This is a genomic window from Maribacter polysiphoniae (assembly GCF_003148665.1).
GTDB classification, from domain to species: domain Bacteria; phylum Bacteroidota; class Bacteroidia; order Flavobacteriales; family Flavobacteriaceae; genus Maribacter_A; species Maribacter_A polysiphoniae.
The window spans coordinates 258,274-283,444 of sequence record NZ_QGGQ01000004.1 but is presented as its reverse complement, the minus strand read 5'-3'; the positions used below and the strand labels follow the sequence as shown (position 1 = coordinate 283,444).

Below are 25,171 nucleotides of genomic sequence, written 5' to 3'. Positions count from 1 at the left end.
AAAGGGACCGAATATCGGTCCCTTTTTAATGATTATACACAAAACCCTACTCTTCCGTGTTCCACCATAATGGGGTGGTCAATCGTACATTGGGATTATTGTCTGGCATGTTTTCATAATTCCTGTCTTCTTCATTATACTCGTACATCATCGCTTGGATCCAGTCATCTTCATTGGGGAAGATGTCCAAGTTTACATTTTCAGGTCTTTGAAGACCTGGATAGATATCGGAGCTATAATCTGCCCTTCGCATATCTACCCAAGTTTCCGGGTTGAGCATATTGGCGATATATTTCTGAACGAATATATGGGACAGACTAATATTTGTGGAACCGACTTCATCATCCAATTTGGCAAGATATTCGTTGATTTTTTCAGGAGCCACCGTGACTTTCTCCAAATCAGCCTTAACACCTTCCTTAAAATCTACGTAGGCACCTTCAAGATCTCCTTTTCTGAATTTAGCCTCAGCCGATATAAATTTGACCTCACTATAGGTAAACATATAGGTCGGGGAATCTGGACTGGTATAAAAACCGCCATTCCCTACCGAGAAATCATCTCCAGACGCATCACCAAGTCCACTACCTGTTACCACGCCATGATATCCGCCATTAACAGCTTCAGGAACGATCAATGGTAGTCTAGGGTCTTCATAGGCAGGTTCTAGTTGAAGGGGGTTTTTCAACAATTCAACAAAGAAATCAGAAAAGTAGTCGAAACGGGAAGAGCCATACCCGTTTTCACTAAAGGGCTGATTGTCATTTTCCATTTCCCCGCCGCCATAATTTTTTTGTGCATTGAATACATTTGAGTTTATGGCGTTATTACAGGCTTCAATAATGGCGTCCGCATCATAGGCCAAATCCCCTGAACTTTTTTTGCTCAAGTGGTTTAAATACCTTGCTTTGATGGAGTTGGCGAACTTGATCCAATTTTCTTGGTTTCCTTGATAGAGTACATCCCCATCCTCTTGGTTCAAATCGATTTCACTGGCCTGATTAAGTTCTTCTATCGCCTCGTCAAGCATTTGTAAAATAGTTTGATATGCCTCTTTTTGGGTAACAAATTTAGGGGTAATGTTCATCGAGGATTCCCCATCGTAAGTGTCACCAATAACAATATCGCCATATTGGTCCGTGGTCATGCCCAGAATATAAGCCCTTAGGATCTTACCTACGGCAACATAATTTGGAGCATTGTATTTTTTTCCAAGGACGATTAAATCAGCGGTGTTGGGAAGAGAATAAACGTAGGCGTTTTGCCAAAGGAAATAACGGCCTGTGGTTAAAGATGAACTCCAGGTTTCTGAATAATAATCAGCTACATTCTGTGAGCCATACTGCATAATTCCCAATACTTCCCGGGTACCTCTATATTGTGCCGTACCGGTCGTATTTTCAATAGCACCCTGAATTCTATACTGGGGGGGCAGTGATTCGGTCGATGGTGCCGTTTCCGAACTATTTACATCAAAATAGTCGTCGGAACACGAGGTAATAAGGGTGACCGAAAAAACGATAATATATTTGAGTAATTTCATATTTCAATTTTTTTAAAAGGTGAATTTTAATCCTAAGTCAAATCCCTGGGTGCTTGGCGTACCCAAGTTATCGATGTACATTGAACCAGCACCGGAAATTCCTGCCCCGAAGGTGTTTATTTCAGGGTCTACACCACTATAATTTGTTATGGTAAATAGATTTCTTCCTGTTGCATACAACTCCAATGAGGCAAGGGATAGTTTCTCCAAAAGCGGTTGTGGAAACTTATAGGATAAGGTTACATACCTTAACCTAGCGAAAGAACCATCCTCAATAAAGTTCTCAGAGTTCAACGAATAATAGTTCTGATAAAATTCTTGATTTTTGACAATGGCTGTTTGATTGGTGTTCCCGTTAATGTCCACACCACTTAGAACAACGGATTCCCCACGGTCTAAGGTTTTTGTACTAAGTCCATAATAAGCCAAAGCGGATTCTGTAGCATTATAAATTTCCTGACCCTGTACAATGTCGAGTAAGAAGGAAAGTTTAAGGTTCTTATAGCTTAGGCTATTGGTGATACCAAGCGACCAATCGGGTAATCTTTGAACGTCATCGTATGTGGCGTCTTCAAGGATGTAATTACCGTTTGATTGGATTAGTACCTGTCCATCATCAGTAAGTTGAGGTCGTTTTCCTCTTAATCCAAATAAAGAACCATCCAATACGGCCGCACCAGCGGCAGAATTTCTATAGGTCCATGAATCAGAAAGGTATACTTCATTTAAGAATCCAGGAAGTTCCAATACTTTACTTTTGTTCATGCCGAAGTTGAAATTGGTGTTCCATGAAAAGCCATTGGAAGATTCAAGTATCCTAGCGGTTAAAAGGGCTTCCAAACCTTTGTTTTCTATGACCCCACCATTCAGGGTGGCATAAAAAGTTCCTGTGGTTGGGGGAACCCGAATATCCCTTAGAATCTGGTTGTCCGATTTGGTATAATAATAACTAAGGTCAAGGGATATCCTGTTATTTAAAAACCTCATGTCTGCGCCGAATTCATAGCTGTTGGTGAATTCGGGTTCTAGATCGGGGTTTCCTACGTCAACACCGTTCCAAGTATAGGCTGAACTGGCGAGGCCATTTATGTTTGTCTTTAAGAAACTCTCCAAAGCCCCGATGGGAGCATCCTTACCTACTTTTGCCCATGACGCCCTAAGCTTTAAATAGTTTAAGCCATTTTCAGAAGATAGATCCTTGAACAAATCGGTCATGACAGCAGAGGTACCTACTGAAGGGTAAAAGAATGATCGTTTGTTCTCGGGAAGGGTAGACGACCAGTCATTTCGCCCTGTGGCTGTAAGGAAAAGGGCATCTTTCCAACCTAGTTTGATTTCTCCAAAAAGGCCTACAATTCTTTTTCTGGCAATAATTTCTGATAGCTTCTGCTTTTCGACCAGAACGTTCCCTATACTATAAATACCAGGAGCTTGAAAGCCATCTCCTGTGCTATAGTTTGTCCTGATATCAAGTTCCTCTACCGAATTACCAATCATTGAATTCAATGAAAAATCATTACTGAGTTGTTTATCATATCTTAGAAAGAGGTTGGAGGTCAATCGTTTGTGGTCTTTTTCAAACTGGCTGATATAACCATCCTCCCTATTTTCAATCAGGGAGCCATCCCCAATTATTTTCTTGTTGAATTCTGTATAATTATCCGTTCCTAGTTTATAAGAAAGATTGAAATCATCTAGAAATCTATAGTTTAAGCTAATAACCCCAATAAGCCTGTTTACCTCATCGGTATTTGGGCTATTTTTAAAACTCCAATAAGGATTATCGAATTGTTGGTCCAGAAAATATTGCTTTTGTGAGCCATCTTCATTTAGGTAGTCCTTGGCATTAACATTACTAGGGTAAGCTAATAGGCTGCTAAAACTACCTCCTGATGCGTTACCTTGTCTGGTACTGGAGACATCCGTAGTTATATAATTTGCAGAAACACCAATAGTCAAGTTTTCTTTGAAGGTGGAGTTCATGTTAACCTTGAAGGAAGTTTTATCGTAGCTCGAGGTCGGTATCACCCCGTCTTGGGAAATATCCCCTATTGAGAAGTACATGTTCCCTTTTTCATTTCCGCTGGAATAACTGACATTGTGATTTTGGGTAACGGCCGTCTGGTAAAGGTCCGCTATGTTATCATATAAGGGTGTTCCTGTTCCTATTTGACCACCCCATGAGAATTCAGATTCGGTATCATATGTAATATCGCTTCCAGTACCTATTTCTTTTCCTTGTCCATAAACGGTCTGTACATCTGGAGTGCCTAATATTTGATCAACGGAAATTGATCCGGAATAAGAAATTTTACTTACTCCTGCTTTACCTCTTTTGGTGGTAATAATCACGGCACCATTGGCGGCTTGTATACCATATAAGGCTGCAGCTGAAGGACCTTTTAATACGGAGATACTTTCGATATCCTCAGGGTTAATGTCAGATGCCCTATTCGTACTTGCTACTTCCAAACTTGAACTTGTTGAATTGTCTATAGGAATTCCATCAACAACGAATAAGGGTTGGTTGTCCCCTGTAATTGAAGTACCACCTCGAATTAGGATAACAGATGATGAACCAGGGGCCCCTCCAGAGTTTACGACGGTAACCCCCGATACTTTTCCTTGAAGTCCATTTACCATATTGTTTTGATTTCCTTCCTGTAATTGGTCAGACTTAATGGCTTGTACCGCAGTGGTTATTGATTTTTTTTGACTTTCATTGCCAAAAGCGGTCACAACAACTTCGTCTAAACTAGTAGTGTCATCTTGTAAACCAACATTGATTACCTTTTGGGAACCCACTGCGATAATTTGGGTCTTCATTCCCAAATATGAAAATATGAGTCGATTTTCAGGTTGGGCCTTAATGCTGTAATTCCCATCAAAGTCAGTCGTTGTTCCCTGGGTAGTACCTTCAATAATAATGGATACCCCAGGTAATGGTATATTTGTGGCATCTGTTACTTTTCCACGTATATCCTGACCATAAGAAGTTATGGATAGGATAAGTAAGGTAATAAAGAGTTTTAATTTCATAATTATTTCTAGTTAATTAGAGTTTGAACATGTTTTTTTAAGCTGTCTGTTTAATGTTTTTCATTGGCACAAATTTTTTAAAAAGGTTAATAATTACTTTTATAAGAGGAAGTAATCGAGAAAGGGTAATGTTGTTTTTAACATCGATGTCCATCCGAATGAAACCTCCCTTTGTCGCTCTATCAAAAATATGCAATTCATTGCAGTATTATGCAATAATATGCAAACAATTGAAGATTTACTGGGTATTTTAGGTTAAATATTTCGTTATTTGCAATTAAATGTAGCATTTTTAAGCAAAATCATTTTTTGAATATGTTAAAAGAAGAAAGAAAGCAAATAATACTGAATGAAGTAAGGATACACAACCGTGTTCTTTTGAACGATATAGCGGAATTAGTAAGTGTTTCGGTGGATACTGTCAGGAGGGATATTAAGGAATTGCACGATGAACGTAAGCTTAAAAAAGTGCATGGTGGGGCGATATCCTTAGGGTTTTATAATCATAATGCCCAAGAAAAGGAAGTGTATTCCATTGAAAAGAAATCTTTGATAGCAAAGAAAGCCATCCAGCTTTTGAAGAATGGTCAAGTAGTATTGTTTAGCGGGGGGACCACTAATTTGGAATTAGCGAAAGAGTTGCCTGCTTCGCTGGCCATTACCTGTTTTACCCCCAGTATTGCAATAGCCAATCAATTATTGTCCAAAAATAATGTAGAGGTTATTTTAATTGGAGGGAAGTTGTCTAAGGATTCCCAAATAGCTGTGGGGGGTACCGCAATAAATATGCTGGCCGATATAAAAGCGGATGTGTGTTTTTTAGGGACCAACTCTATTGATTTTGAACATGGGCTTACTGAGTTCGACTGGGAAATAGTTGAAATCAAGAAGGCCATGATAAGGGCATCCAGGAAAGTTGTTGCCCCGGTCATTTCTGAAAAACTCAATTCCTATCGACGCTATAAAATATGTAATATCGAGGAGGTGGATGTGTTGATAACGGAACTTGACCCTGAAGATAAGGCTTTGCTAAAGTTTAAGGATAAGAATATCTCTATTCTTTAGCGTACGGGATTATCCGTAAAGGATGATAATCCACTTCCTAACGCCCATAAATAACTTTGTACTTCTTTTTGCAATCCATAACTGTTTGGATGCATCCTTTTTAAGGAACCTTTGATTGGATTATCATCTTTTATGGGGTGTGCAATCACGGCCTGCTTCGTACATCCTTAATATAAAAATTCCTGTCGACTTGGAGGGTTGATAGGTCACCGGTAAAAGTTTGGTTTTTCCATTGTTTACTTGGGGCAATCCAATGTGTTTTGTCCCCAATATGGATCTTTATCGGCATATTAAAACCATCGACAACCTTTCTGTATCGAAACTTGAGGGTATTGCCAGCTATGCTATATTCAAATTCTGGAATCATTGTTGTGCGCAGGTATTCATCAAAGATTGAACTGAGGTCTATCCCGGTTTGGTCAATAAGATATTTTTCAATTTGGTCAGAAGTAACGGTCTGATGATAGAAATCCTTATTGATCCCTCGTAAAACCTCTCGCCATTTTACATCATCGTCAACCAATTGACGAATGGTATGCAACATATTCGCTCCTTTGAAATACATATCGCCAGATCCTTCTTGGTTTACCCCATAAGGGCCGATAATAGGAATGTTGTTACGGATATTCCTTCGAAGGCCTATTACGTAATCCTCGGCTGCTTTGGTACCAAAATGGTAATCCAAGAACAGGTTTTCCGAGTAGCAGGTAAACCCCTCATGTACCCACATATCCGCAATATCCTTGTAGGTGATATTATTGGCGAACCATTCGTGACCCGATTCATGGATAATGATGTAATCAAATTCCAATCCCCAACCAGAAGACGAAAGGTCTCCGCCCAAATATCCATTTTGATAGTGGTTGCCATAGGTGACCGAACTCTGGTGTTCCATACCCAAGTAAGGTACTTCCACCAATTTATAACTGTCTTCGTAGAAAGGGTAGGGGCCGAACCAATGTTCAAAGGCCCTTAGGGTCATAGGGGCTTGTTTAAAATGTTTTTTTGCTTTTTCAAGATTATCCCGTAGCACATAATAATCCATGTCTAAGAGACCTTTTTCCCCTTTGTATTTTTCCCCAAAATGGACATAATCACCAATATTGACATTTACACCGTAGTTATTGATGGGGTTGGCGACGAACCAATGGTAGGTGTTGGTATCCTTATCAACTTTTCGCAATCTCCCATTCGACACGTCCATTAACCCCTTGGGTACTTTTACGCTAATGGCCATGCTGTCTACTTCGTCGTACATATGGTCTTTATTGGGCCACCATACGCTGGCACCAAGACCTTGACAGCTCGTTGCCACAAAATGCTTGCCATTGGTATCTTTCTTCCATGAAAATCCACCGTCCCAAGGAGCATTTTCAGCTTCTTTCGGGTGACCGGAATAATGCACGACAACCTCATTGTATTGTCCTTTAACTTGTTCTTTTTTCAGTTGTATAAAATGGGCATTGCCCTTGGAAATAACCGCTAGGGACTTTCCATCTTGGGTAACCTTATCGATTCTTAACGGGGGTTGAAGATCAATTTGAAGTACTTTTTGGGCATCCAACACCTGGTAACGGATTAGATTGCTTCCTGAAATGAATTTATTGTCAGGTCGTACTTCAATACTCAAATGGTAATACGTCAAGTCCCACCAAGCACGCTCTGGGGTAATGCTTCCCCTCAATGTATCCTGATGTGTAAATTGCTGTGCCGAAAGGCCAAGTGTAAATAGGGTAAGAAATAATAAAAATACGTTTTGCTTCATTTTAAGGCTATTATCTCATAATCGAATTCGGAAAAACAACTGGACTTTCAAAGCCATCCGCACTAACAGCGGAAACCCCGAAAAAAGAATTGTCGATCACGATACCCTTGAGGGTGAATTGGGTTGCGTTCCCAACGTTACGACTGTGTTCCCATTGTGGGGCGGTGGTGTCCCTCCAATAAATCTTATAACTGGCAACCCCATCAACCTTACTCCATTGCAATCGTGCCGATGGTTCTACGATACCACCTATTTTAACCTCTTTGGGAGCAGGGGGAGCCCAAGCTATGGAAGCAAGGTTAATTGCGTTTACGGCGGTCAATTTACGGGCATAATCAAAATCCACATGTTCTAAAACGTCTCCATAGGCAGTGCCATTTTCAATTCTGATATCTTGATGTTGTTGGGTGTAGTTTTCATGTGCTTCCATAATTCTAATCCCTGCAAAACCGGCATCGTTGAAAGGTCTATGGTGTCCTCCACGCCCAAAGCGATCCAAACGATAGACCATCATCGGGTTCATTTCTGGCATATAGGTTTTGGTGTTTTTGTAAACGTATCGGGCTAATTGGCGAGATATACCATCGACCTCACCTCCATAAAATCGTCTGGCGTTACGTTCTTTTTCAGTCTCGGTGGGAGGTACGGGTTCAGAGAAAATCCGAAACTCCCGATTATCGATGATTCCATCTACTCCTTTGATGTTGCCAATCATGTCATTGTTCAACACCCCAATGATTTCCCAGCCATTTTTCTTGGCATGGGCAGCAAGTCCCTTACCGCCATAAAGTCCTTGTTCCTCACCAGAAAGTCCAACATAGATAATACTATTCTCGAATTTGTATTTAGAAAGAACCCGTGCAGCCTCTAGGGTTCCGGCCATTCCACTGGCATTGTCATTGGCCCCTGGGGAGTCCGAGGTAAAGTCTGTTGGGTCACTAACCCTGGAGTCTATGTCCCCACTCATGATGATATAGCGGTTCGGGTATTTGGTGCCACGTTGGATGGCAACCACATTTACCACCATAACGTCGTGAACGATGCGCTCATTATCCCCCTTTTTAATCAGGTCTTTTTGATAGAAAACCTCTAGGCAGTCCCCACAGTTCTTCGATGTTTTTTCGAATTCACTTTTGATCCATCTACGGGCTGCACCAATTCCCCTGGTTTGGGATACCGTATCGCTTAAGGTGTGTCTTGTTCCGAAATTGACAAGTTTGGTTACGTCAGTTTGTATGCGTTCAGCGGAAACGGCATCGATAATATCGTATATGCGATCATCGGTTTGGGCGCATACAAGAATAGGGAGGAGAACTAGTAATGCAAAAAGTGGTTTTTTCATCAGAATCAAGTTTGGTGTTTTTAATGGATATCAACGCTATTTGGCGAACAATAGAGGGCCATTAACATGTAATAAGCCCCCTTTTGTTTACATCCTATTTCTTTATTCGGCAAATCGCTTCAACACATTGCGAACGTATTTTATATCATCGATAAAGTATTTGGCATGGGTTTTTTGTCTTCCTACCTTAACGGTTACCGTACGCTCAGGAAGTTCCTGGAACATGAATTCATCGGTCCAATCATCACCAATTGCAAATACAAAATCATAATCACCTTCTCCCAAAACGCGCATTGTTGCACGACCTTTGTTTACATTGCTACTTTTTATTTCCATGACCTTATTGCCGTTCAATATACTTAAATCATCATTGGCGATCAAACTGGTCAAAACGGTATTGAGTTCATTGGCCCTTAGATTGCCGAAATCGGGATCGGTTTTTCGGTAGTGCCATGCTAGGGAGTAGTTTTTTTCTTCAATAAAACTACCTGGTGTACGATCTACGAACGATTCCAATACGGGACGAATTTTTTCCATCCAGTCGTTTTTTACATTTTCGAGCATTCTAAAGTCCTCCCCATTTTGGGAAATCCATACCCCGTGCTCAACAATCATGTTGTATTTTTTGGGTAGGAACCATTTGGTGAATGTCTCCTTGTCCCGCCCACTGACTAAATATACTTCTGTGTCTTTTAAAGCATTCAAGGCATCCAAAAGGGCGTAAAGTTCTTCATCGGGACCTGCTTTTTGGGGATCAACATGAAATCCGGAGAGGGTGCCGTCGTAATCCAAGAAAAGCATTCTTTTCTTAGCCTTCTTAAAATCATCCAAAACAGCACTCAAACGATGTTCGGTCAATCGTTTGGAAATATTGGCAGCATCCCTTTCCTTCTGTTCTTTCAAGGAAGACATAAAATCATTTGCCCATCTTTCTACGTTATAGCGTTCCAAGCGTTTTTGCAATTCTGTATTTCGTGCTTTTTGTTCTTCAATAGGCATATTTATGGCTTCATAAATAGCATTTGCAGTTTGTTCAAAATTATTGGGGTTGACCAAGAGCGATTCATTCATCTCATTGGCCGATCCTGCCATTTCACTTAAGATAAGCACACCTGTCTTATCGGTTCTGGTGGCGATATATTCCTTGGCAACCAGATTCATTCCATCCCTGAGCGGGGTGAGCCATGCAATATCACTTGAAGTATAGAGGTCTATCAGGTTTTCAAAGGGTACAGAACGATAGAAATACCAAATGGGCGTCCAGCTAACCGTAGAGAAATCACCATTGATGCGTCCTATCAGTTCATCTACCTCCTTCTTCAATAATTGGTATTGGGGTACGTTGGATCGGGAGGGCACGGCTAAAATTATAAGCCTTACCTTTTCTTTGTATTGTGGAAATTTGTTCAAGAAATACTCAAAAGCATTTAGTCGCTTGGCGATGCCTTTGGAATAGTCCAATCGGTCAATGGAGAGTATTAGCTTGGCATCGGGGGTAGAGCGTTTATGGTTGTTCAGGCGTTGTTGCAGTTCGGATTGTTGGGCCGTAGTGTTCTTTTCGTGTTCCTTGGCGGCTTCGCTGAATTTCTTATAATCGATCCCCATGGGGAAAGAATCAACCTTAATGATCCTATCGTTTAGATAAATATCATTGAAACTCACTTCTAGCCCCAATAACCGTCGTACCGAACTTAAAAAATGGCGCTCGTAATCATAGGTGTGGAAACCAATTAAATCGGCACCCAATAGTCCTTCCAGCACTTCTTCCCGCCAAGGTAGGGTCCTAAAGATCTCAAAGGAAGGAAATGGGATATGTAAAAAGAACCCTATGGAAATATCGGGACGTTTTTCACGTACCATCTGCGGAACCAACATCAATTGGTAGTCATGTACCCAAACAATATCGTCATCTTCTGCTTTTTCCAGAATGGCATCGGCGAATTTTTGGTTGACAGCCTTGTAGACATTCCAGCTTTCCAGTTCAAACTCGGAATATTCCAGGAAATAATGGAACAAGGGCCATATGGTCCTGTTGCTAAAGCCATAGTAAAACCCATCTACCTCCTTAGCTGTCAGATTTACTTTTGCTGATCCATGTTCGGCTAGGGCCTGATCTATTTTCGGGGCTAATTTCTTAGGGATCTCTTCATCGGTCAAACCGCTCCAGCCAATCCAAATACTATCGCTGCCCGAATGTACAGATTTCATACCCGTAGCTAATCCCCCTACACTTGGTATTGCAGAGATGCCTCCATTGCTAATTTGTAATTGTACAGGTAGTCTATTTGAGATTATGATAGTTTTTCCCATAAAGTGGATTTTTTTTAAAGTGTTTTGTCTTTTGTTTGTATAAATTTCGTCAAATTGCGTGGCAAAACCAACTAATAAAGGTCTTTTAGAGGATATTTAAAATATGGACAATCTGGATTACGGAATTATCGGAAATTGTAGGAGTGCAGCCCTAATATCGAAAACAGGGGCCATTGAATGGTGCTGTTTACCTGAGTTCGATTCATCATCGGTCTTTGCCAAAATATTGGACGAAAGGATTGGAGGGAGTTTTGAGATACAGGTTTCGGATAAATATACCGTAAAACAACGGTATAAGAAGAATACGGCTGTCTTGATCACGAGGTTTTCCAACAAAGGGAATGTTTTTGAGATCCATGATTTTATGCCTCGTTACCACGATGAGAAAGGTAAGTACCACGCCCCACCGGAATTGGTGAGGTATGTTAAGCATATAAAAGGAAAACCTGTTTTTAGGGTATTGTACGATCCCAAATTGGAATACGCACAAGGAGAGACTGAAACCTATGTTAAGGATGATTTTATAGTCAGTTTAACCAAAACCGTAAAATTCGATACCGTTTTCCTTTATACATCCTTCAACAAGAACGCTGTTTTGGAAGGCCAGGAAATCGAGGTGACGAAAAACGGTTATTTCTTGATGGGCTATAATGAAAAGATTTTGCAGCCCACAACCCGAAAAATATATTTGGACTTGGAAAGGACCAAGGTCTATTGGTTGAATTGGACCAATAAAACCCCGACCTATAAAAAATACAACCAGGAAATCGCCCGTAGTGCCATTACCCTTAAATTATTGAGCTATGATAAGACGGGTGCCGTCTTGGCTGCTGCTACTACATCCTTGCCGGAAACCATAGGGGAGGTGAGAAACTGGGATTACCGCTTTTGTTGGATAAGGGATGCCTCAATGGTGATAAAGGTCATGGGGGGACTTGGCCATAAGAACGTCGCAAGGCGATATCTGCAATTCATCATCGATCTAATGCCCGATAAGGATGAAAAACTCCAGATCATGTACGGTATCAATAAAGAAAAGGAACTGACCGAGGAGACCTTGGACCACCTTAGTGGCTATAAAGGTTCAAAGCCCGTCCGAATTGGGAATGCCGCTTATGAACAAAAACAGAATGACATTTATGGTATTCTAATGGATGTCATACACGCCCAATTGGTAAAGTTCAATACCGATATTGAGAATGGCGAGGAATTATGGGGTATAACCAAAGGTATCGTTTGGATTGTTTCCCGGCATTGGAAAGAACGCGATAAGGGTATTTGGGAGTTCCGTACAGAGGATCGACATTTTACATTTTCCAAGGTGCTCTGTTGGGTAGCCATTGATCGGGCGGTCAAGGTAGCTAGAATATTGAAAAAGACTGGAAAATTGGAAAAATGGCTTCTTTTGGAAAAGGAGATCAAAGCCGATATTTATGAAAATGCATGGAACGGGGAGGTAAATGCCTTTACCCAATCGTATGGTTCTTCGCATTTGGATGCATCGGTACTGTTGATGGAATCCTATGGATTTATAGAGGCTAAGCATCCTAAATATGTCAGTACCGTAAAAGCCATTGGGAAAGACCTTAGTAATGATGGGTTGCTATACCGATATAAAAATGAAGATGATTTTGGTTTGCCTTCATCATCGTTCACGATCTGTACTTTTTGGTATATAAACAGCCTCTTTAAAATAGGGGAGGTAGAAAAAGCAAGGGAGCATTTTGAAAAGCTTTTAAGTTATAGTAATCATTTAGGATTGTTTAGTGAGGATATTGATTTTAAGACCAAAAGATTGTTGGGTAATTTCCCGCAAGCCTATTCCCACCTGGCCTTGATAGAGTGTGCTGTCAACTTCTCGACCAAAGATACCGAAGAGCGTATCTTGGAGTCAATGAGGGATTGATTTGTTCATCAGCTGGACTGAATCCTTTTTGGGGTATGGTTATCGATTGAAGTGCATCGGTAGTAGATGCCTATAAATTTGATTGGGACATACCAGTAGGCGTATTCGTCTACCAGTATGTCCCAACCATTGACTTACTTCAATCCCCGGACCATATCCTCCTATTTTAAAAAGGTTGGTCGCCCATAAGAACTCACTTCACGGTAAGGGTTGTCTTGTTTTCAGAAGCGGAATGTTCACCCACATAAACCTCAAATTTCCCAGGTTCGACGAAACTCTGTCCTTTAGAATCAAAGATTGAAAGGTCCTCAGCGGAAATCTCAAATTCAATTGTTTTTGATTCCCCTTTGGCCAATTCTATTTTTTTGAACTTTCGTAATGATTTCAAAGGTTTGCTTACACTGGCTTCCTTGTCACTGATATAAACTTGGGCAACGGTTTCCCCATCGTATTCCCCATCATTGGTAATGGTAAAACTGATTTTATTCTTTTCGTCCTTGCCCATGGTTGCTTTTTCTAAAATCGGTTTGGAATACGAGAAATGGGTGTAGCTCAGCCCATATCCAAATGGGTATAGCACTTCACCATCAAAATAGCGATAAGTACGCCCTTTCATATGGTAATCTTCGAAAGGAGGCAGGTCTTTTACGGATTTATAGAAGGTTATCGGTAATTTTCCTGACGGATTATAATCACCGAAAAGAATGTCGGCCACGGCACTACCGCCAGCTTGGCCGGGATACCATGCGCTTACTATGGCTGGTAAGTGTTCTTGTTCCCAATTTATCGCCATGGCACTTCCACTGGTCAACACGAATACGATTGGTTTCCCCAAGGCGTAGAGCTCTTTGAGTAAATCTTGCTGGGCAGCGGGCATTTTTAAATTTGTTCGATCCCCTTTTGAAAAACCTTCGATGGCTATTGGCATTTCCTCGCCTTCCAATCTAGCCGTAATACCACCTACATAGATGACAATGTCACTTTCTTTTACACTTTTGATCATTTGGTCTTTGCCCTGTAGATGCTCTTTGTTCCATGAGAATTGAATGGCAGAAATCCAGGGGTTGGTACATTTGTACTCCAATACAAATCGGTAGTCCTTATTTTTTTTGACAGGGAATTGTATGGTTTTTGGGGTGTCTTCTTTCCCACTGTTGCCTGTTGCCATTTCATGGCCATCGATTAGTAAACGGTATGACCCACCACTCTCATGGATGCTAAAGGATACATCACCATTAATATCGGGTTTTAGTGTTCCTGTGTAACGTATAGCGAATTTACCTGGGGTTAGAAGGTCAATAGGGGCGGCCCCTCCCCATTCAAAATCAATATGGTCTTCTTGTTGTACGGCAACAGGGTTGCCCTCTAAATCAGGGTTGTCATAATACTCCGTTTTTATGGCCCCTTTAAAATAATCAGCACCAATAATATCGAATATGGGTTCGTTGTCGGTAAGGTTTGTTCCCTTGAAATAATGGACTTTCGTTTTTTTCGATACTTTTTCACGGATGCCCTCCAAGATTGTGGTACGATTGGTCGGAGTGCCAAAATAATTACCAAGTAAAAACTGTTTGTCATTGGCATTGGGGCCAACAACCGTTATGGTCTTTATTTTTTTTGAAATGGGAAGCGTCTTATTTTCATTCTTTAAGAGAACCATGGATTCCCTAGCTGTTTGCAGGGCTAATTTTTGGTTGCTTTCCGATTCGATCACGGTTTCCGGAATCGTTGAAAATGGCATTTTATCAGCGGCATTCAACAACCCTAATTTTATTCTGGCCAGGAATAATCTTTTGACCGAAATATCGATTTCTTCTTCAGTGATCAATCCTGTCTCCACAGCCTTTTTCAAATGGGCGTATGTTGACCCACAATTGAGGTCACACCCTGATTGTACGGCTAGGGCAGAGGCTTCTTCTGCGGTCTCCACGATTTTATGGCGTAGGTAAATGTCTTCGACCGCACCACAGTCGGAAACGACATATCCATTAAATCCCCATTGCTTCCTTAGGATATCCTGTAAAAGCAACGTACTGGCCGTAGCGGATTCCCCTAGATAACGGTTATAGGCAGACATAACGGAGTATGATTTCCCTTCCAAAACGGCAGCTTTGAATGCTGGTAAATAGGTCTCCCATAAATCTTTGGCATCGGTGTAGGCGTCAAAATGGTGCCTGTTGTATTCAGGCCCGCTATGTACAGCAAAGTGTTTGGCAGTGGCTATTACCTTAAAATAGTCAGGATCATTTCCTTGTAGTCCCTTGATAAAGGCAACCCCCAATCTTGACGTGAGATAGGGGTCCTCACCATAGGTTTCCTGACCCCGACCCCAACGTGGGTCCCTGAATATATTTATGTTTGGCGACCACATGGTAAGTCCTTGGTAGCGATTCCGTTGTCCTAGTTTTATACTTCGGTTGAATTTGGCCCTGGCCTCTGTACTGATAATATCGGCTACTTCATTGATCAGTTCAGGATTCCATGTGGCCGCCATGCCTATGGCTTGGGGAAATGAAGTCGCTGCACCGGCACGGGCTACACCGTGCAAACACTCATTCCACCAATTGTATTCCGGTATTCCCAAACGCGCTATGGCTGGGGCAACATCCTGCATTTGGCTTATCTTTTCATCCAATGTCAATCGATCGACTATATCCTGCGCACGAGAATTGGGGTCCAACGTTGCATCTTGAAAAGGGTATGCCGTGTTCTGGGCAAAGAAATTTAACTGGGTAAAAAATAATACGAGAAGGGATAAGGATTTTTTCATTGATTGTAATCTAATATTGGTTGAGTTTTTGACTAGTAAATTTAACTATTAATTCATTTATTTTTCCATGATTTTGGCATTAAAACGATAGGTGTTCAAAGGCGATTTGGATTGGCTTTTTTTCGCAAGGTATTTAATGTGTATAAACGGAACATTTAGCGGATGTTTTGTTAAATTTGTGGCCTTATTATAAACAACATATAGCATGAAATTAAAACATATTTTATTGGGATTCCTTTTAGTGGGGATTCTTGGGTCTTGCAAGGATAAGGTGGATGAAACACCGACCGTTAAGGTTGAAAAGAAGTTTGATTATCTAGCGGATGAATTTGCCGATGTAAAAATATTGCGTTACCAAATTCCCGGGTTCGATGAATTGAGCTTAAAAGAAAAACAATTGGTGTATTACATGACCCAAGCAGGATTGGCCGGCCGGGATATCATGTGGGACCAGAATTACAGACACAACCTTGAAATAAGGGATGCCTTAGAGAATATTTACACGAACTACGGTGGTGATAAAACCACCAAAGATTGGATGGCTTTTGAGGAATACTTGAAAAGGGTATGGTTTTCCAACGGAATCCATCATCATTATTCCAACGATAAACTAAAGCCAGGTTTTAAGTCCGACTACCTTACCTTTTTATTGAAGGAAACAGATACCAAATTGGAAGGAGAGGCCTTTGAGGTTATCTTTAATGATAAGGATGCGAAAAAAGTCAATAAGAAAAAAGGGGTTGATAACATAGCTTCTTCCGCCGTAAATTTCTATGGACCAACAATCACGGATGCCGATGTCGATGCTTTTTATAAAACTGCATACAAAGGGCCTAAGGGTAGACCAATTGAGGCAGGGTTAAACTCCACTTTGGTGCGTGAAAATGGAAAGGTTGTTGAAAAGGTATGGAAATCAGGGGGACTTTATGGTAGTGCCATTGATGAGGTCATAAAATGGCTTGAAAAGGCCAAAGGTGTTGCAGAGAATGAAAAACAGGCAAAAACCTTAGGATTACTTATCGATTATTATAAAACCGGTGACTTGAATACCTGGGATGAATATTGTATTTCATGGGCAACGTCTACCGAAGGCAATATCGATTGGATCAATGGCTTTATTGAAGTGTACAATGACCCTAAAGGGTATAGGGGGTCTTATGAGAGTATTATTCAGGTTAAGGATTTTGAAATGTCAAAGCAAATGGCCGTACTCTCAGAGAATGCACAATGGTTCGAAGATAACGCCCCTTTAATGGAGTCACACAAAAAAAGTGATGTTGTTGGGGTTTCCTATAAAACAATCAATGTAGCCGGTGAGGCCGGGGATTCATCCCCAAGTACACCTATTGGTGTGAATTTACCCAATAACAACTGGATCAGACAAGAACATGGTAGTAAATCGGTTTCTTTGGGAAATATCATTGATGCCTACAACAATGCAGGTGGAAGTGGGCGATTAAAGGAATTTGCCTACGATGAGGAAGAAATTGCCTTGGAAGAGCAATATGGTAAGTTGGCCGATAAACTGCATACCGCGTTACATGAGGTTATAGGCCATGCCTCAGGGTTGATAAACCCCGGTGTTGGTCAACCTAAGGAAACCTTGAAGAACTATGCATCAACGATGGAAGAGGGTAGGGCCGATTTGGTCGGACTCTATTATTTGATGGATCCCAAATTACAGGAACTAGGTTTGGTCGATGATTGGGAAGCTGTAGGTAAAGCGGCTTATGATGGCTATATTAGAAATGGATTGATTACCCAATTGGTCCGTATAAATCTCGGTGATGATATCGAGGAAGATCATATGGTCAATAGACAATGGGTTTCTTCATGGGTCTATGAAAAAGGAAAGGCCGATAATGTCATCGAAAAGATTGAAAAAGATGGTAAGACCTACTATAACATCAACGATTATAAAAAACTTCGTGAATTGTTCGGTGAGTTGTTACGTGAGGCGCAACGTATCAAATCCGAAGGTGATTTTAAGGCCGCCCAGGATTTGGTTGAAGGTTATGGTGTAAAAGTGGACCAAGCCTTGCACGCACAGGTGTTGGAGCGTAATAAACAGTTTAAATCGGCACCATACAGTGGCTTTGTAAATCCGGTATTGGTTCCTGAGACCAATGATGCTGGGGAAATTGTGGATGTAAAGGTAACCCAGCCAGAAACTTTTGCAGAGCAAATGCTCATGTATGCTAAAAAGTATAGCTTTTTGGATTAGCCCAATCAGGAAATAGTAATAGAATAAAAAATCCGTCCTGACGATACTGTCGGGACGGATTTTTGTTTTTAGGAAGTTTTCTTTTATTCAGTAACCGCCCTATAGGCATTTACCCTTCCTTTACCATGATAAAGACTGGCTCCATTACCATCTATATTATCAGCGGTGTTGGTTAGTTGCTTGGTAACCTCATGTGGATCCATCTGTCCTCCATTCTTACCAATGATCAAAGCAGCAACTCCGGCTACGTGTGGCGATGCCATACTAGTGCCTGCGCTGAAAAACCAACCTCCAGGACTAGCGCTTAAGACCATATCATAAAACCAAAAATCACTTGGGCTGTCGAAATCACCTCCAGGTGCGGAAACGGTGACATGGCTTCTTCCATAATCCGTGTAACTAGCAGGTAGATCTAAATCACCTAAAGGGTTTTCAATCCAGCTTTCAGGTGCCGTGGCAGAAACAGAGATTACGTTGTTTAAACTAGCGGGCAGCTTAATTGTTGAGCCATTACCATCGAAATTTTCGCCTCCGTTGCCAGCAGAAACCACAATAGTAACACCTTTTCTATAGGCATAATTAATGGCCCTTTGTTGCGCATGTACCACTTCTTGTATGTATTTAGAAGGAATTTTATCTGTGAAATTACCATCCTCATCATAAAATTTACCATTTTTATTTAAGGTTGCTCCTAGGCTCATGTTTATAACGTCTGCCTCTATATCAGCAGCATATACGATTCCTGCATTAATACTGCTAAAAGGTCCGGAGCCAGAAAACTCAGATAGTACCTTTACGGCTACAATTTCAGCATTTGGTGCTACACCAATAACCCCAATTTCGTTGTCTGCGGCTGCAATTGTCCCGGCAACATGCGTTCCGTGATTAAAGTAACTACCAGGTTGAACTTGCCAATCTTCATCTTCAATAAATGAGGCGCTAAGCCCTGTGTTTAAATTTGGAGCTATATCGGGGTGGGTCCCATCCATTCCGGAATCCAATACTGCTACCCTAACGCCAGCTCCCGTCTGTCCCGTATTCCAAGCTTCTGGAGCATCAATGGCATCCATTCCCCATAAAAGATCAAAGTAGAACTCATCACTTCCAATACTTAGCGGAGATGCCAAAGGAGCAAAATCACTTGGCTCAATCCATTGTACATTCAAGTCAGGTACCACTGATCGAACATTTCCTTTTTTAGAAATTTTATTGCTGACATTTTCGCTTGAAGAAACGACTAAAACGCCGATTTCCGGAATAGTCGATTTTACCGTTGCACCGAAGCTTTCCATTTCAGCTTCGAAGCCATTAGGAATGCTTTCACTTTTTAAAATAACCATGTAATCCGTTTTGAAAGAGGTTTTTGCGTAAACAGCATTGAGCTCAGTGTCGTTGGTAACGTCGTTCTCCGTTGAACACGAACTTAAAAACAGTAGTGCCAAGCAAACTGGTAAATAACTTTTTTTTAAAATGTTAACACTTTTTTTCATACTTCTTTTTAGTTTGAGTTAATAAGGAGCAAAATATCAAATAAATTAACAAAAAACTAAAAATTTGTTAAAATTTGGAAATAGTATGGTTTCTATTACATTAATGACCGTAATATTTACAAAACAAAAAAACCACTCCGATTGGGAGTGGTTTTTACTTCAGAATAGTTCCGAAGATCAATCTGAATTAGTCAAAGGTGTAACCGTTATCTGCAGCGATCCTATCGGCAATTTGTGTTCTCAAGGCCACTACATTCGGGTTATTGGTATATTTTGTGAAACGTTTAAGTCCCATTAACATCATACGTTGCTCATCACCTTCAGCAAAGGAAATAATAGCTTCCTTACCTTTGGATATGGCGATTTCAACAGAATTGTACAAATAAAGTCTGGACATCGCTATTTGTATGCTCTGGGCTTCCTCTCCAAAACGTTTGGCATTCTTCTCGGTTCTAAGAATCGTAGATTCCGCCATATAAATCTGGATTAGGATATCGGCCGCGGACATCATCAACTGTTGATGGTTTTCAAGTTCGGTACCGTACTTCTGTACAGCACTACCGGCTACCATTAGAAAAACCTTTTTCATTTTGGCGATCATGTCTTTTTCCTCTGCGAAAAGTGTCGAAAAATCAGGGGTATCAAACGATGGTATTCCCATTAATTCCTCTCCGACCTTTGTTGCGGGCCCTAGAAGGTCAACATGGCCTTTCATGGCTTTTTTGACCAACATACCTACGGCCAACATTCTGTTTATTTCATTGGTGCCTTCATAAATACGTGCGATACGGGCATCCCTCCATGCTTTTTCCATCGGTGCGTCTGCACTGAATCCCATACCTCCGAAAATCTGTATCCCCTCATCCGTTGTGCTCTGTACGTGTTCTGAAACCGCAACCTTTAAGATGGAACATTCAATGGCATATTCCTCGACCCCTTTCAATTCGGCCTCTTGATGGGTGTTGCCGGCAGCTTCCCGCATGGCAATCCTATCCTCGATGTTCTTGGCCGCACGATAACTGGCTGATTCACTGGCATAGGTGTTTGCGGCCATTTCAGCAATCTTGGCTTTTATGGCCCCAAAATTGATGATCGGGGTGTTGAATTGTTTGCGTTCGTTGGCATACTTTACAGATTCCCCAATGATACGACGTTGGGCATCCAAACAAGCGGCAGCCAATTTGATTCGACCAACATTCAACGCATTCATGGCAATCTTGAAACCATTTCCACGTTCAGAAAGCATATTCTCAACAGGTACCTTGGTTTCGTTAAAGAACACTTGACGGGTAGAGGAGGAGTGGATTCCCAATTTTTTTTCCTCGTCACCCAATGATATGCCATTTTCGGGATCATTTTCCACGATAAAGCCGGTGATATACTTATCATCCTCGATTCGGGCAAAAACGATGAACATATTACAGAACCCTGCATTGGATATCCACATTTTCTGTCCTGTAATCGAATAGTATTTGCCATCTTCGGAAAGTACGGCTTTGGTCTTGCCCGAGTTCGCATCGGATCCAGCCCCAGGTTCTGTTAGGCAATAGGCCCCAAACCATTCCCCAGAGGCTAATTTAGGTACGTATTTCTGTTTTTGTTCCTCGGTTCCGTATAAAGTTATGGGCATGGTGCCGATTCCGGTGTGGGCACCGAAAGCCGTGCTAAACGATCCTGTTGCCCCGGAGATATAATCACATACCAACATGGTGGACACGAATCCCATTCCCATGCCGCCATAAGCTTCAGGAACGGCAATGGACAAAAGTCCAAGCTCACCAGCCTTACGCATGCATTCCTCTGTATAGGCATAGTCTTTCTTTTCAAAACGTTCCCAATGGGCCCAAAGTTCACGATCAACGAATTCCTTGGTGCTGTCACGCATCATGCGTTGCTCTTCCGATAGGTCTTCCAACGTAAAAACATCCTCACATTGGGTTTCTTTTACCAGGAATTGACCTCCTCTTAGAAGATCTTCGCTTTTTGTTTCGGTACTCATAGTATTAATTTTTTTAATTTATTTTAAAAACTCATAGATTCCTGCAGCGCCTTGCCCTGTTCCGACGCACATGGTTACCATACCATATTTACCTTGCATATTCCTTTTCCGCATTTCATCGAATAGTTGAACGGATAATTTACCACCGGTACAACCTAAGGGGTGACCCAGGGCAATGGCACCGCCATTCACATTGACAATTTCTTGGTTGAGGTCCAGTTCCCTCATTACGGCCAAGGATTGGGAAGCGAAAGCTTCGTTCAATTCTATTAATTCAATATCATTCTGCTTTAATCCAGCCTGTTTCAAGGCCTTTGGAATTGCCTTTACGGGACCAATCCCCATGATTCTGGGCTCAACCCCAGCAGCTGCGTAATTGACCAATCGGGCAATGGGTTCCAGGTTTAATTCTTTGACCATTTCCTCACTCATGACCAATACAAAAGCGGCTCCGTCACTCATTTGTGATGAATTCCCTGCGGTAACACTTCCGCCAGCGGCGAATACAGGGCGTAATTTTGCCAATACTTCCTTACTCGTCCCGGCCCTTGGACCTTCGTCCTTGGTCACGGTATATTTTTTAGTGGCCTTTTTACCGTTCTCATCCAAATACGTTTGCTCCACTTCAATAGGGACGATTTGATCTTGAAAACGATCCTCGGCCTGTGCCTTTAAGGCTTTCATGTGGGAGTTATAGGCAAATTCATCCTGATCTTCCCGGGAAACATTGAATTCGTTGGCAACAGCCTCTGCCGTATTGCCCATTCCCCAATAGTAATCTTCGTGTCCTGATTTTACCAGGTCGTAATTAAGTTCGGTCTTATAACCTGTCATGGGAACGGAACTCATACTCTCGGCACCCCCTGCAATAATACAGTCGGCCATACCCGCTTGGATTTTAGCCGTGGCTATACCAATGGTCTCTATTCCCGAAGAACAAAATCGATTCACGGTAACCCCGGGTACATCAACAATGTCCAGTCCCATTAACGATATCAGACGGGCCATGTTAAGTCCTTGGGATCCTTCCGGCATAGCGTTGCCGACAATGACATCGTCGATTCGTTTCTTATCGAAGTCGGGCAACTCCTTCATCATGTATTCTATGGTTTCCGCCGCCAACTCATCGGTTCGCTTAAAACGGAATACCCCTTTGGGTGCTTTGCCCACTGCAGTTCTATAAGCTTTTACTATATATGCTGTTTTCATTATCTATGCTTTTGGCTATTAGCTCTTGGCTCTTAGCATTTGTAATTTAAATTAAAGGTGCCCGAAGCCGATTGCAACAGGCGAAAAGGTTCACAATTAATTGCGAAGCGGTTTACCTGTTTTCAACATATGTTGGATTCGTTCCAATGTCTTGCGTTCCGTACATAAACTTAAAAATGCTTCCCGTTCTATATCCAGTAGATATTGTTCACTGACCAGAGTAGGTTCTGAAAGATCGCCACCGGCCATAACGTATGCCAATTTGTTGGCTATTTTCTGGTCGTGTTCACTGATGAAATGACTGGCTTCCATGGCATCCGTACCTACAAGGAACATTCCCAACGCCTGTTTTCCAAGCACTTTGATGTCCTTGCGTTTTACAGGCTTGGTGTATCCCGTTTCCGCCATCAATTTTGCATAGGCTTTTGCCGTGGCAATTTGTCTGTCCTTGTTCACGACAACAATATCCTTTCCTTTTTGAAGAATACCGAGATCGTAGGCTTCATAGGCGGAAGTTGAGACTTTTGCCATGCCAATGGTCATGAAATATTCCTGAAGTACATTGAGTTCCACATCATTTTTCTTAAAGGTGTCTGAGGCCCTAAGCGCAAATTCCTTGGATCCACCACCACCGGGAATTACCCCTACACCAAATTCGACCAATCCGATATAGGTTTCAGCCGCGGCTACCACTTTATCGGCATGCATGGATAACTCGCAACCACCACCCAAGGTCATACCGTGGGGAGCCGAAATCGTCGGTATTGATGAATAGCGCATGCGCATCATCGTATCCTGGAACATTTTGGTCGCCATATTCAGTTCATCATATTCCTGCTCAACGGCCATCATGAATATCATTCCAATATTGGCACCTACAGAGAAGTTGGCGCCTTGGTTTCCGACAATCAATCCTTGGAAATCTTTTTCAGCCAAATCGATCGCTTTGTTCAATCCGGCCAGTACATCCCCTCCAATGGTGTTCATTTTGGATTGGAATTCCAAATTTAAAATGCCATCGCCAAGATCCTCAATAACCACTCCGCTGTTTTTGAATACTTCATTCGATTTGCGGATATTATCCAAAATGATAAAGGCGTCCTGTCCAGGTACCTTCAACATGGATTTTGAAGGGATATCGTAGAAATAGGAAGCTCCTTCCTTTACCGAATAGAATGAATCCATACCTGCGGCTACCATTTCGGTTACCCATGCGGCAGGTTCCTCACCTTCCGATTTCATTATATCAAGACCTTTTTGGAGTCCAATGGCATCCCAAATCTGGAAAGGACCATGCTCCCAGCCAAAACCGGCCTTCATGGCATCATCGATCTTATAAAGCTCATCGGATATCTCCGGAATTCTGTGCGATACGTATGCGAATAAGGCAGCAAAGCTCTTTCTGTAAAAATCACCAGCCTTGTCCTTACCTCCAACAAGTACCTTAAAGCGGTCTACGACCTTATCAATGGTCTTTGTCAGTTCGAGTGTGGCAAATTTTGCGCTTTTTTTGGAACGGTATTCCATACTGTCCAAATCCAAGGTCAAAATTTCGCTTTTACCGTCCTTTCCTTTTACTTTCTTGTAAAAACCTTGACCGGTTTTACTACCCAACCATTTATTTTCCATCATGGTATTGATGAAGTCGGGTAATTTGAAAAGTCCATGCTTTTCATCTTTGGGACAATTCTCATACAGGCCGTTGGCCACATGCACCAAGGTATCCATACCTACGACATCGACAGTACGGAAAGTGGCTGATTTGGGCCTGCCGATTACAGGTCCGGTCAACTTATCCACTTCCTCAACGGTCATGCCCATCTCCTTAACCATATGGAAAAGGCTTTGGATACTGAAAATACCGATACGGTTTCCAATAAATGCAGGGGTGTCCTTGGCCACTACCGAGGTCTTGCCCAAGAATTTCTCACCATATCCGTTTAGAAATTCCAAAACTTCCGGGGCTGTTTTAGGTCCAGGAATGATTTCGAACAATTTTAAATAACGGGCAGGATTGAAAAAGTGGGTGCCACAAAAATGTTTTTGGAAATCGTCACTACGCCCTTCGGACATGAACTTGATAGGGATGCCAGAGGTGTTTGAGGTTATCAACGTGCCTGGTTTCCTGTATTTTTCAAGGTTTTCAAAAACCTTTTGCTTGATGTCCAAACGTTCTACCACTACCTCGATAATCCAATCTACTTCGGCTACTTTGGCAATATCATCCTCAAGATTCCCCGTGGTGATCCTAGAAGCGAATTTTTGATGGTAAATAGGGGAGGGCTTCGACTTTAAGGCCGTAGTCAAAGAATTATTCACCAATCTATTACGAACGACCTTGTCTTCCAAGGTGAGTCCTTTGGCCTTTTCTTTGTCATCAAGTTCCCGTGGGACGATGTCTAGCAATAGAACCTCGACCCCAATATTGGCAAAATGGCATGCAATACCACTTCCCATTATTCCAGAACCAATTACCGCTACTTTTTCAATGTGCTTGTTCATGTAGTTA

13 protein-coding genes are annotated in these 25,171 nt (G+C 41.8%); 3 read left to right on the top strand and 10 right to left on the bottom strand.

What is annotated here, in order from left to right; translation table 11 throughout:
* Positions 1-46 precede the first annotated feature (46 nt).
* Together LX92_RS10990 and LX92_RS10985 are read right to left on the bottom strand one after the other, a co-directional pair.
* Positions 47-1,543 carry a SusD/RagB family nutrient-binding outer membrane lipoprotein gene (locus tag LX92_RS10990; RefSeq protein WP_109650454.1) on the bottom strand — a complete coding sequence of 499 codons (1,497 nt, stop codon included), beginning with the start codon at positions 1,541-1,543 and terminating at the stop codon, positions 47-49.
* A gap of 12 nt (positions 1,544-1,555) precedes the next feature.
* Positions 1,556-4,582 carry a SusC/RagA family TonB-linked outer membrane protein gene (locus tag LX92_RS10985; RefSeq protein WP_109650452.1) on the bottom strand — a complete coding sequence of 1,009 codons (3,027 nt, stop codon included), beginning with the start codon at positions 4,580-4,582 and terminating at the stop codon, positions 1,556-1,558.
* A gap of 315 nt (positions 4,583-4,897) precedes the next feature.
* Here LX92_RS10985 and LX92_RS10980 point away from each other — a divergent pair, with 315 nt between their 5' ends.
* Positions 4,898-5,647, top strand: coding sequence for a DeoR/GlpR family DNA-binding transcription regulator (locus tag LX92_RS10980; RefSeq protein ID WP_109650450.1), 750 nt, complete (start codon positions 4,898-4,900; stop codon positions 5,645-5,647).
* Between the two features lie 145 nt (positions 5,648-5,792).
* Here the strand turns inward: LX92_RS10980 and LX92_RS10975 are convergent, their stop codons facing one another.
* The 3 genes from LX92_RS10975 to LX92_RS10965 all read right to left on the bottom strand — a co-directional run bounded on the left by LX92_RS10975 (position 5,793) and on the right by LX92_RS10965 (position 11,064).
* Complete coding sequence (locus LX92_RS10975) at positions 5,793-7,412, bottom strand: M1 family metallopeptidase (RefSeq protein WP_109650448.1); 1,620 nt, start codon at positions 7,410-7,412, stop codon at positions 5,793-5,795.
* Positions 7,413-7,422: 10 nt separating this feature from the next.
* On the bottom strand, positions 7,423-8,754 hold the full coding sequence (locus LX92_RS10970; RefSeq protein WP_109650446.1) for a M28 family metallopeptidase: 1,332 nt from the start codon (positions 8,752-8,754) through the stop codon (positions 7,423-7,425).
* Between the two features lie 102 nt (positions 8,755-8,856).
* Positions 8,857-11,064, bottom strand: a complete 2,208-nt coding sequence (locus tag LX92_RS10965) for a bifunctional alpha,alpha-trehalose-phosphate synthase (UDP-forming)/trehalose-phosphatase (RefSeq protein WP_109650444.1) — start codon at positions 11,062-11,064, stop codon at positions 8,857-8,859.
* A 103-nt stretch (positions 11,065-11,167) separates the two neighbouring features.
* On the opposite strand from LX92_RS10965, the gene LX92_RS10960 reads away from it, so the two are divergent.
* Complete coding sequence (locus LX92_RS10960) at positions 11,168-12,970, top strand: glycoside hydrolase family 15 protein (protein ID WP_109650441.1); 1,803 nt, start codon at positions 11,168-11,170, stop codon at positions 12,968-12,970.
* 193 nt (positions 12,971-13,163) lie between these two features.
* Here LX92_RS10960 and LX92_RS10955 read toward each other — a convergent pair whose 3' ends face one another.
* Positions 13,164-15,740, bottom strand: coding sequence for a glycoside hydrolase family 3 C-terminal domain-containing protein (locus LX92_RS10955; RefSeq protein WP_109650439.1), 2,577 nt, complete (start codon positions 15,738-15,740; stop codon positions 13,164-13,166).
* A gap of 205 nt (positions 15,741-15,945) precedes the next feature.
* On the opposite strand from LX92_RS10955, the gene LX92_RS10950 reads away from it, so the two are divergent.
* Positions 15,946-17,964, top strand: coding sequence for a dipeptidyl-peptidase 3 family protein (locus LX92_RS10950; RefSeq protein ID WP_109650437.1), 2,019 nt, complete (start codon positions 15,946-15,948; stop codon positions 17,962-17,964).
* Between the two features lie 83 nt (positions 17,965-18,047).
* Here the strand turns inward: LX92_RS10950 and LX92_RS10945 are convergent, their stop codons facing one another.
* The 4 genes from LX92_RS10945 to LX92_RS10930 form a co-directional block, all read right to left on the bottom strand.
* Positions 18,048-19,454, bottom strand: coding sequence for a S8 family peptidase (locus LX92_RS10945; RefSeq protein WP_109650435.1), 1,407 nt, complete (start codon positions 19,452-19,454; stop codon positions 18,048-18,050).
* A 187-nt stretch (positions 19,455-19,641) separates the two neighbouring features.
* Positions 19,642-21,453 carry an acyl-CoA dehydrogenase family protein gene (locus LX92_RS10940; RefSeq protein WP_109650433.1) on the bottom strand — a complete coding sequence of 604 codons (1,812 nt, stop codon included), beginning with the start codon at positions 21,451-21,453 and terminating at the stop codon, positions 19,642-19,644.
* Between the two features lie 18 nt (positions 21,454-21,471).
* A complete protein-coding gene (locus LX92_RS10935; RefSeq protein WP_109650431.1) occupies positions 21,472-22,662 on the bottom strand; it encodes an acetyl-CoA C-acyltransferase in 1,191 nt (396 codons plus the stop codon).
* A 96-nt stretch (positions 22,663-22,758) separates the two neighbouring features.
* Positions 22,759-25,164 (bottom strand): 3-hydroxyacyl-CoA dehydrogenase/enoyl-CoA hydratase family protein, encoded by a 2,406-nt coding sequence (locus tag LX92_RS10930; RefSeq protein ID WP_109650429.1) that lies wholly within the window; start codon positions 25,162-25,164, stop codon positions 22,759-22,761.
* Positions 25,165-25,171 lie beyond the last annotated feature (7 nt).

Coding starts and splice junctions, on each gene's coding strand:
- LX92_RS10990 (WP_109650454.1), bottom strand. CDS start 1,543: ATGAAATTACTCAAATATATTATCGTTTTTTCGGTCACCCTTATTACC.
- LX92_RS10985 (WP_109650452.1), bottom strand. CDS start 4,582: ATGAAATTAAAACTCTTTATTACCTTACTTATCCTATCCATAACTTCT.
- LX92_RS10980 (WP_109650450.1), top strand. CDS start 4,898: ATGTTAAAAGAAGAAAGAAAGCAAATAATACTGAATGAAGTAAGGATA.
- LX92_RS10975 (WP_109650448.1), bottom strand. CDS start 7,412: ATGAAGCAAAACGTATTTTTATTATTTCTTACCCTATTTACACTTGGC.
- LX92_RS10970 (WP_109650446.1), bottom strand. CDS start 8,754: ATGAAAAAACCACTTTTTGCATTACTAGTTCTCCTCCCTATTCTTGTA.
- LX92_RS10965 (WP_109650444.1), bottom strand. CDS start 11,064: ATGGGAAAAACTATCATAATCTCAAATAGACTACCTGTACAATTACAA.
- LX92_RS10960 (WP_109650441.1), top strand. CDS start 11,168: ATGGACAATCTGGATTACGGAATTATCGGAAATTGTAGGAGTGCAGCC.
- LX92_RS10955 (WP_109650439.1), bottom strand. CDS start 15,740: ATGAAAAAATCCTTATCCCTTCTCGTATTATTTTTTACCCAGTTAAAT.
- LX92_RS10950 (WP_109650437.1), top strand. CDS start 15,946: ATGAAATTAAAACATATTTTATTGGGATTCCTTTTAGTGGGGATTCTT.
- LX92_RS10945 (WP_109650435.1), bottom strand. CDS start 19,454: ATGAAAAAAAGTGTTAACATTTTAAAAAAAAGTTATTTACCAGTTTGC.
- LX92_RS10940 (WP_109650433.1), bottom strand. CDS start 21,453: ATGAGTACCGAAACAAAAAGCGAAGATCTTCTAAGAGGAGGTCAATTC.
- LX92_RS10935 (WP_109650431.1), bottom strand. CDS start 22,662: ATGAAAACAGCATATATAGTAAAAGCTTATAGAACTGCAGTGGGCAAA.
- LX92_RS10930 (WP_109650429.1), bottom strand. CDS start 25,164: ATGAACAAGCACATTGAAAAAGTAGCGGTAATTGGTTCTGGAATAATG.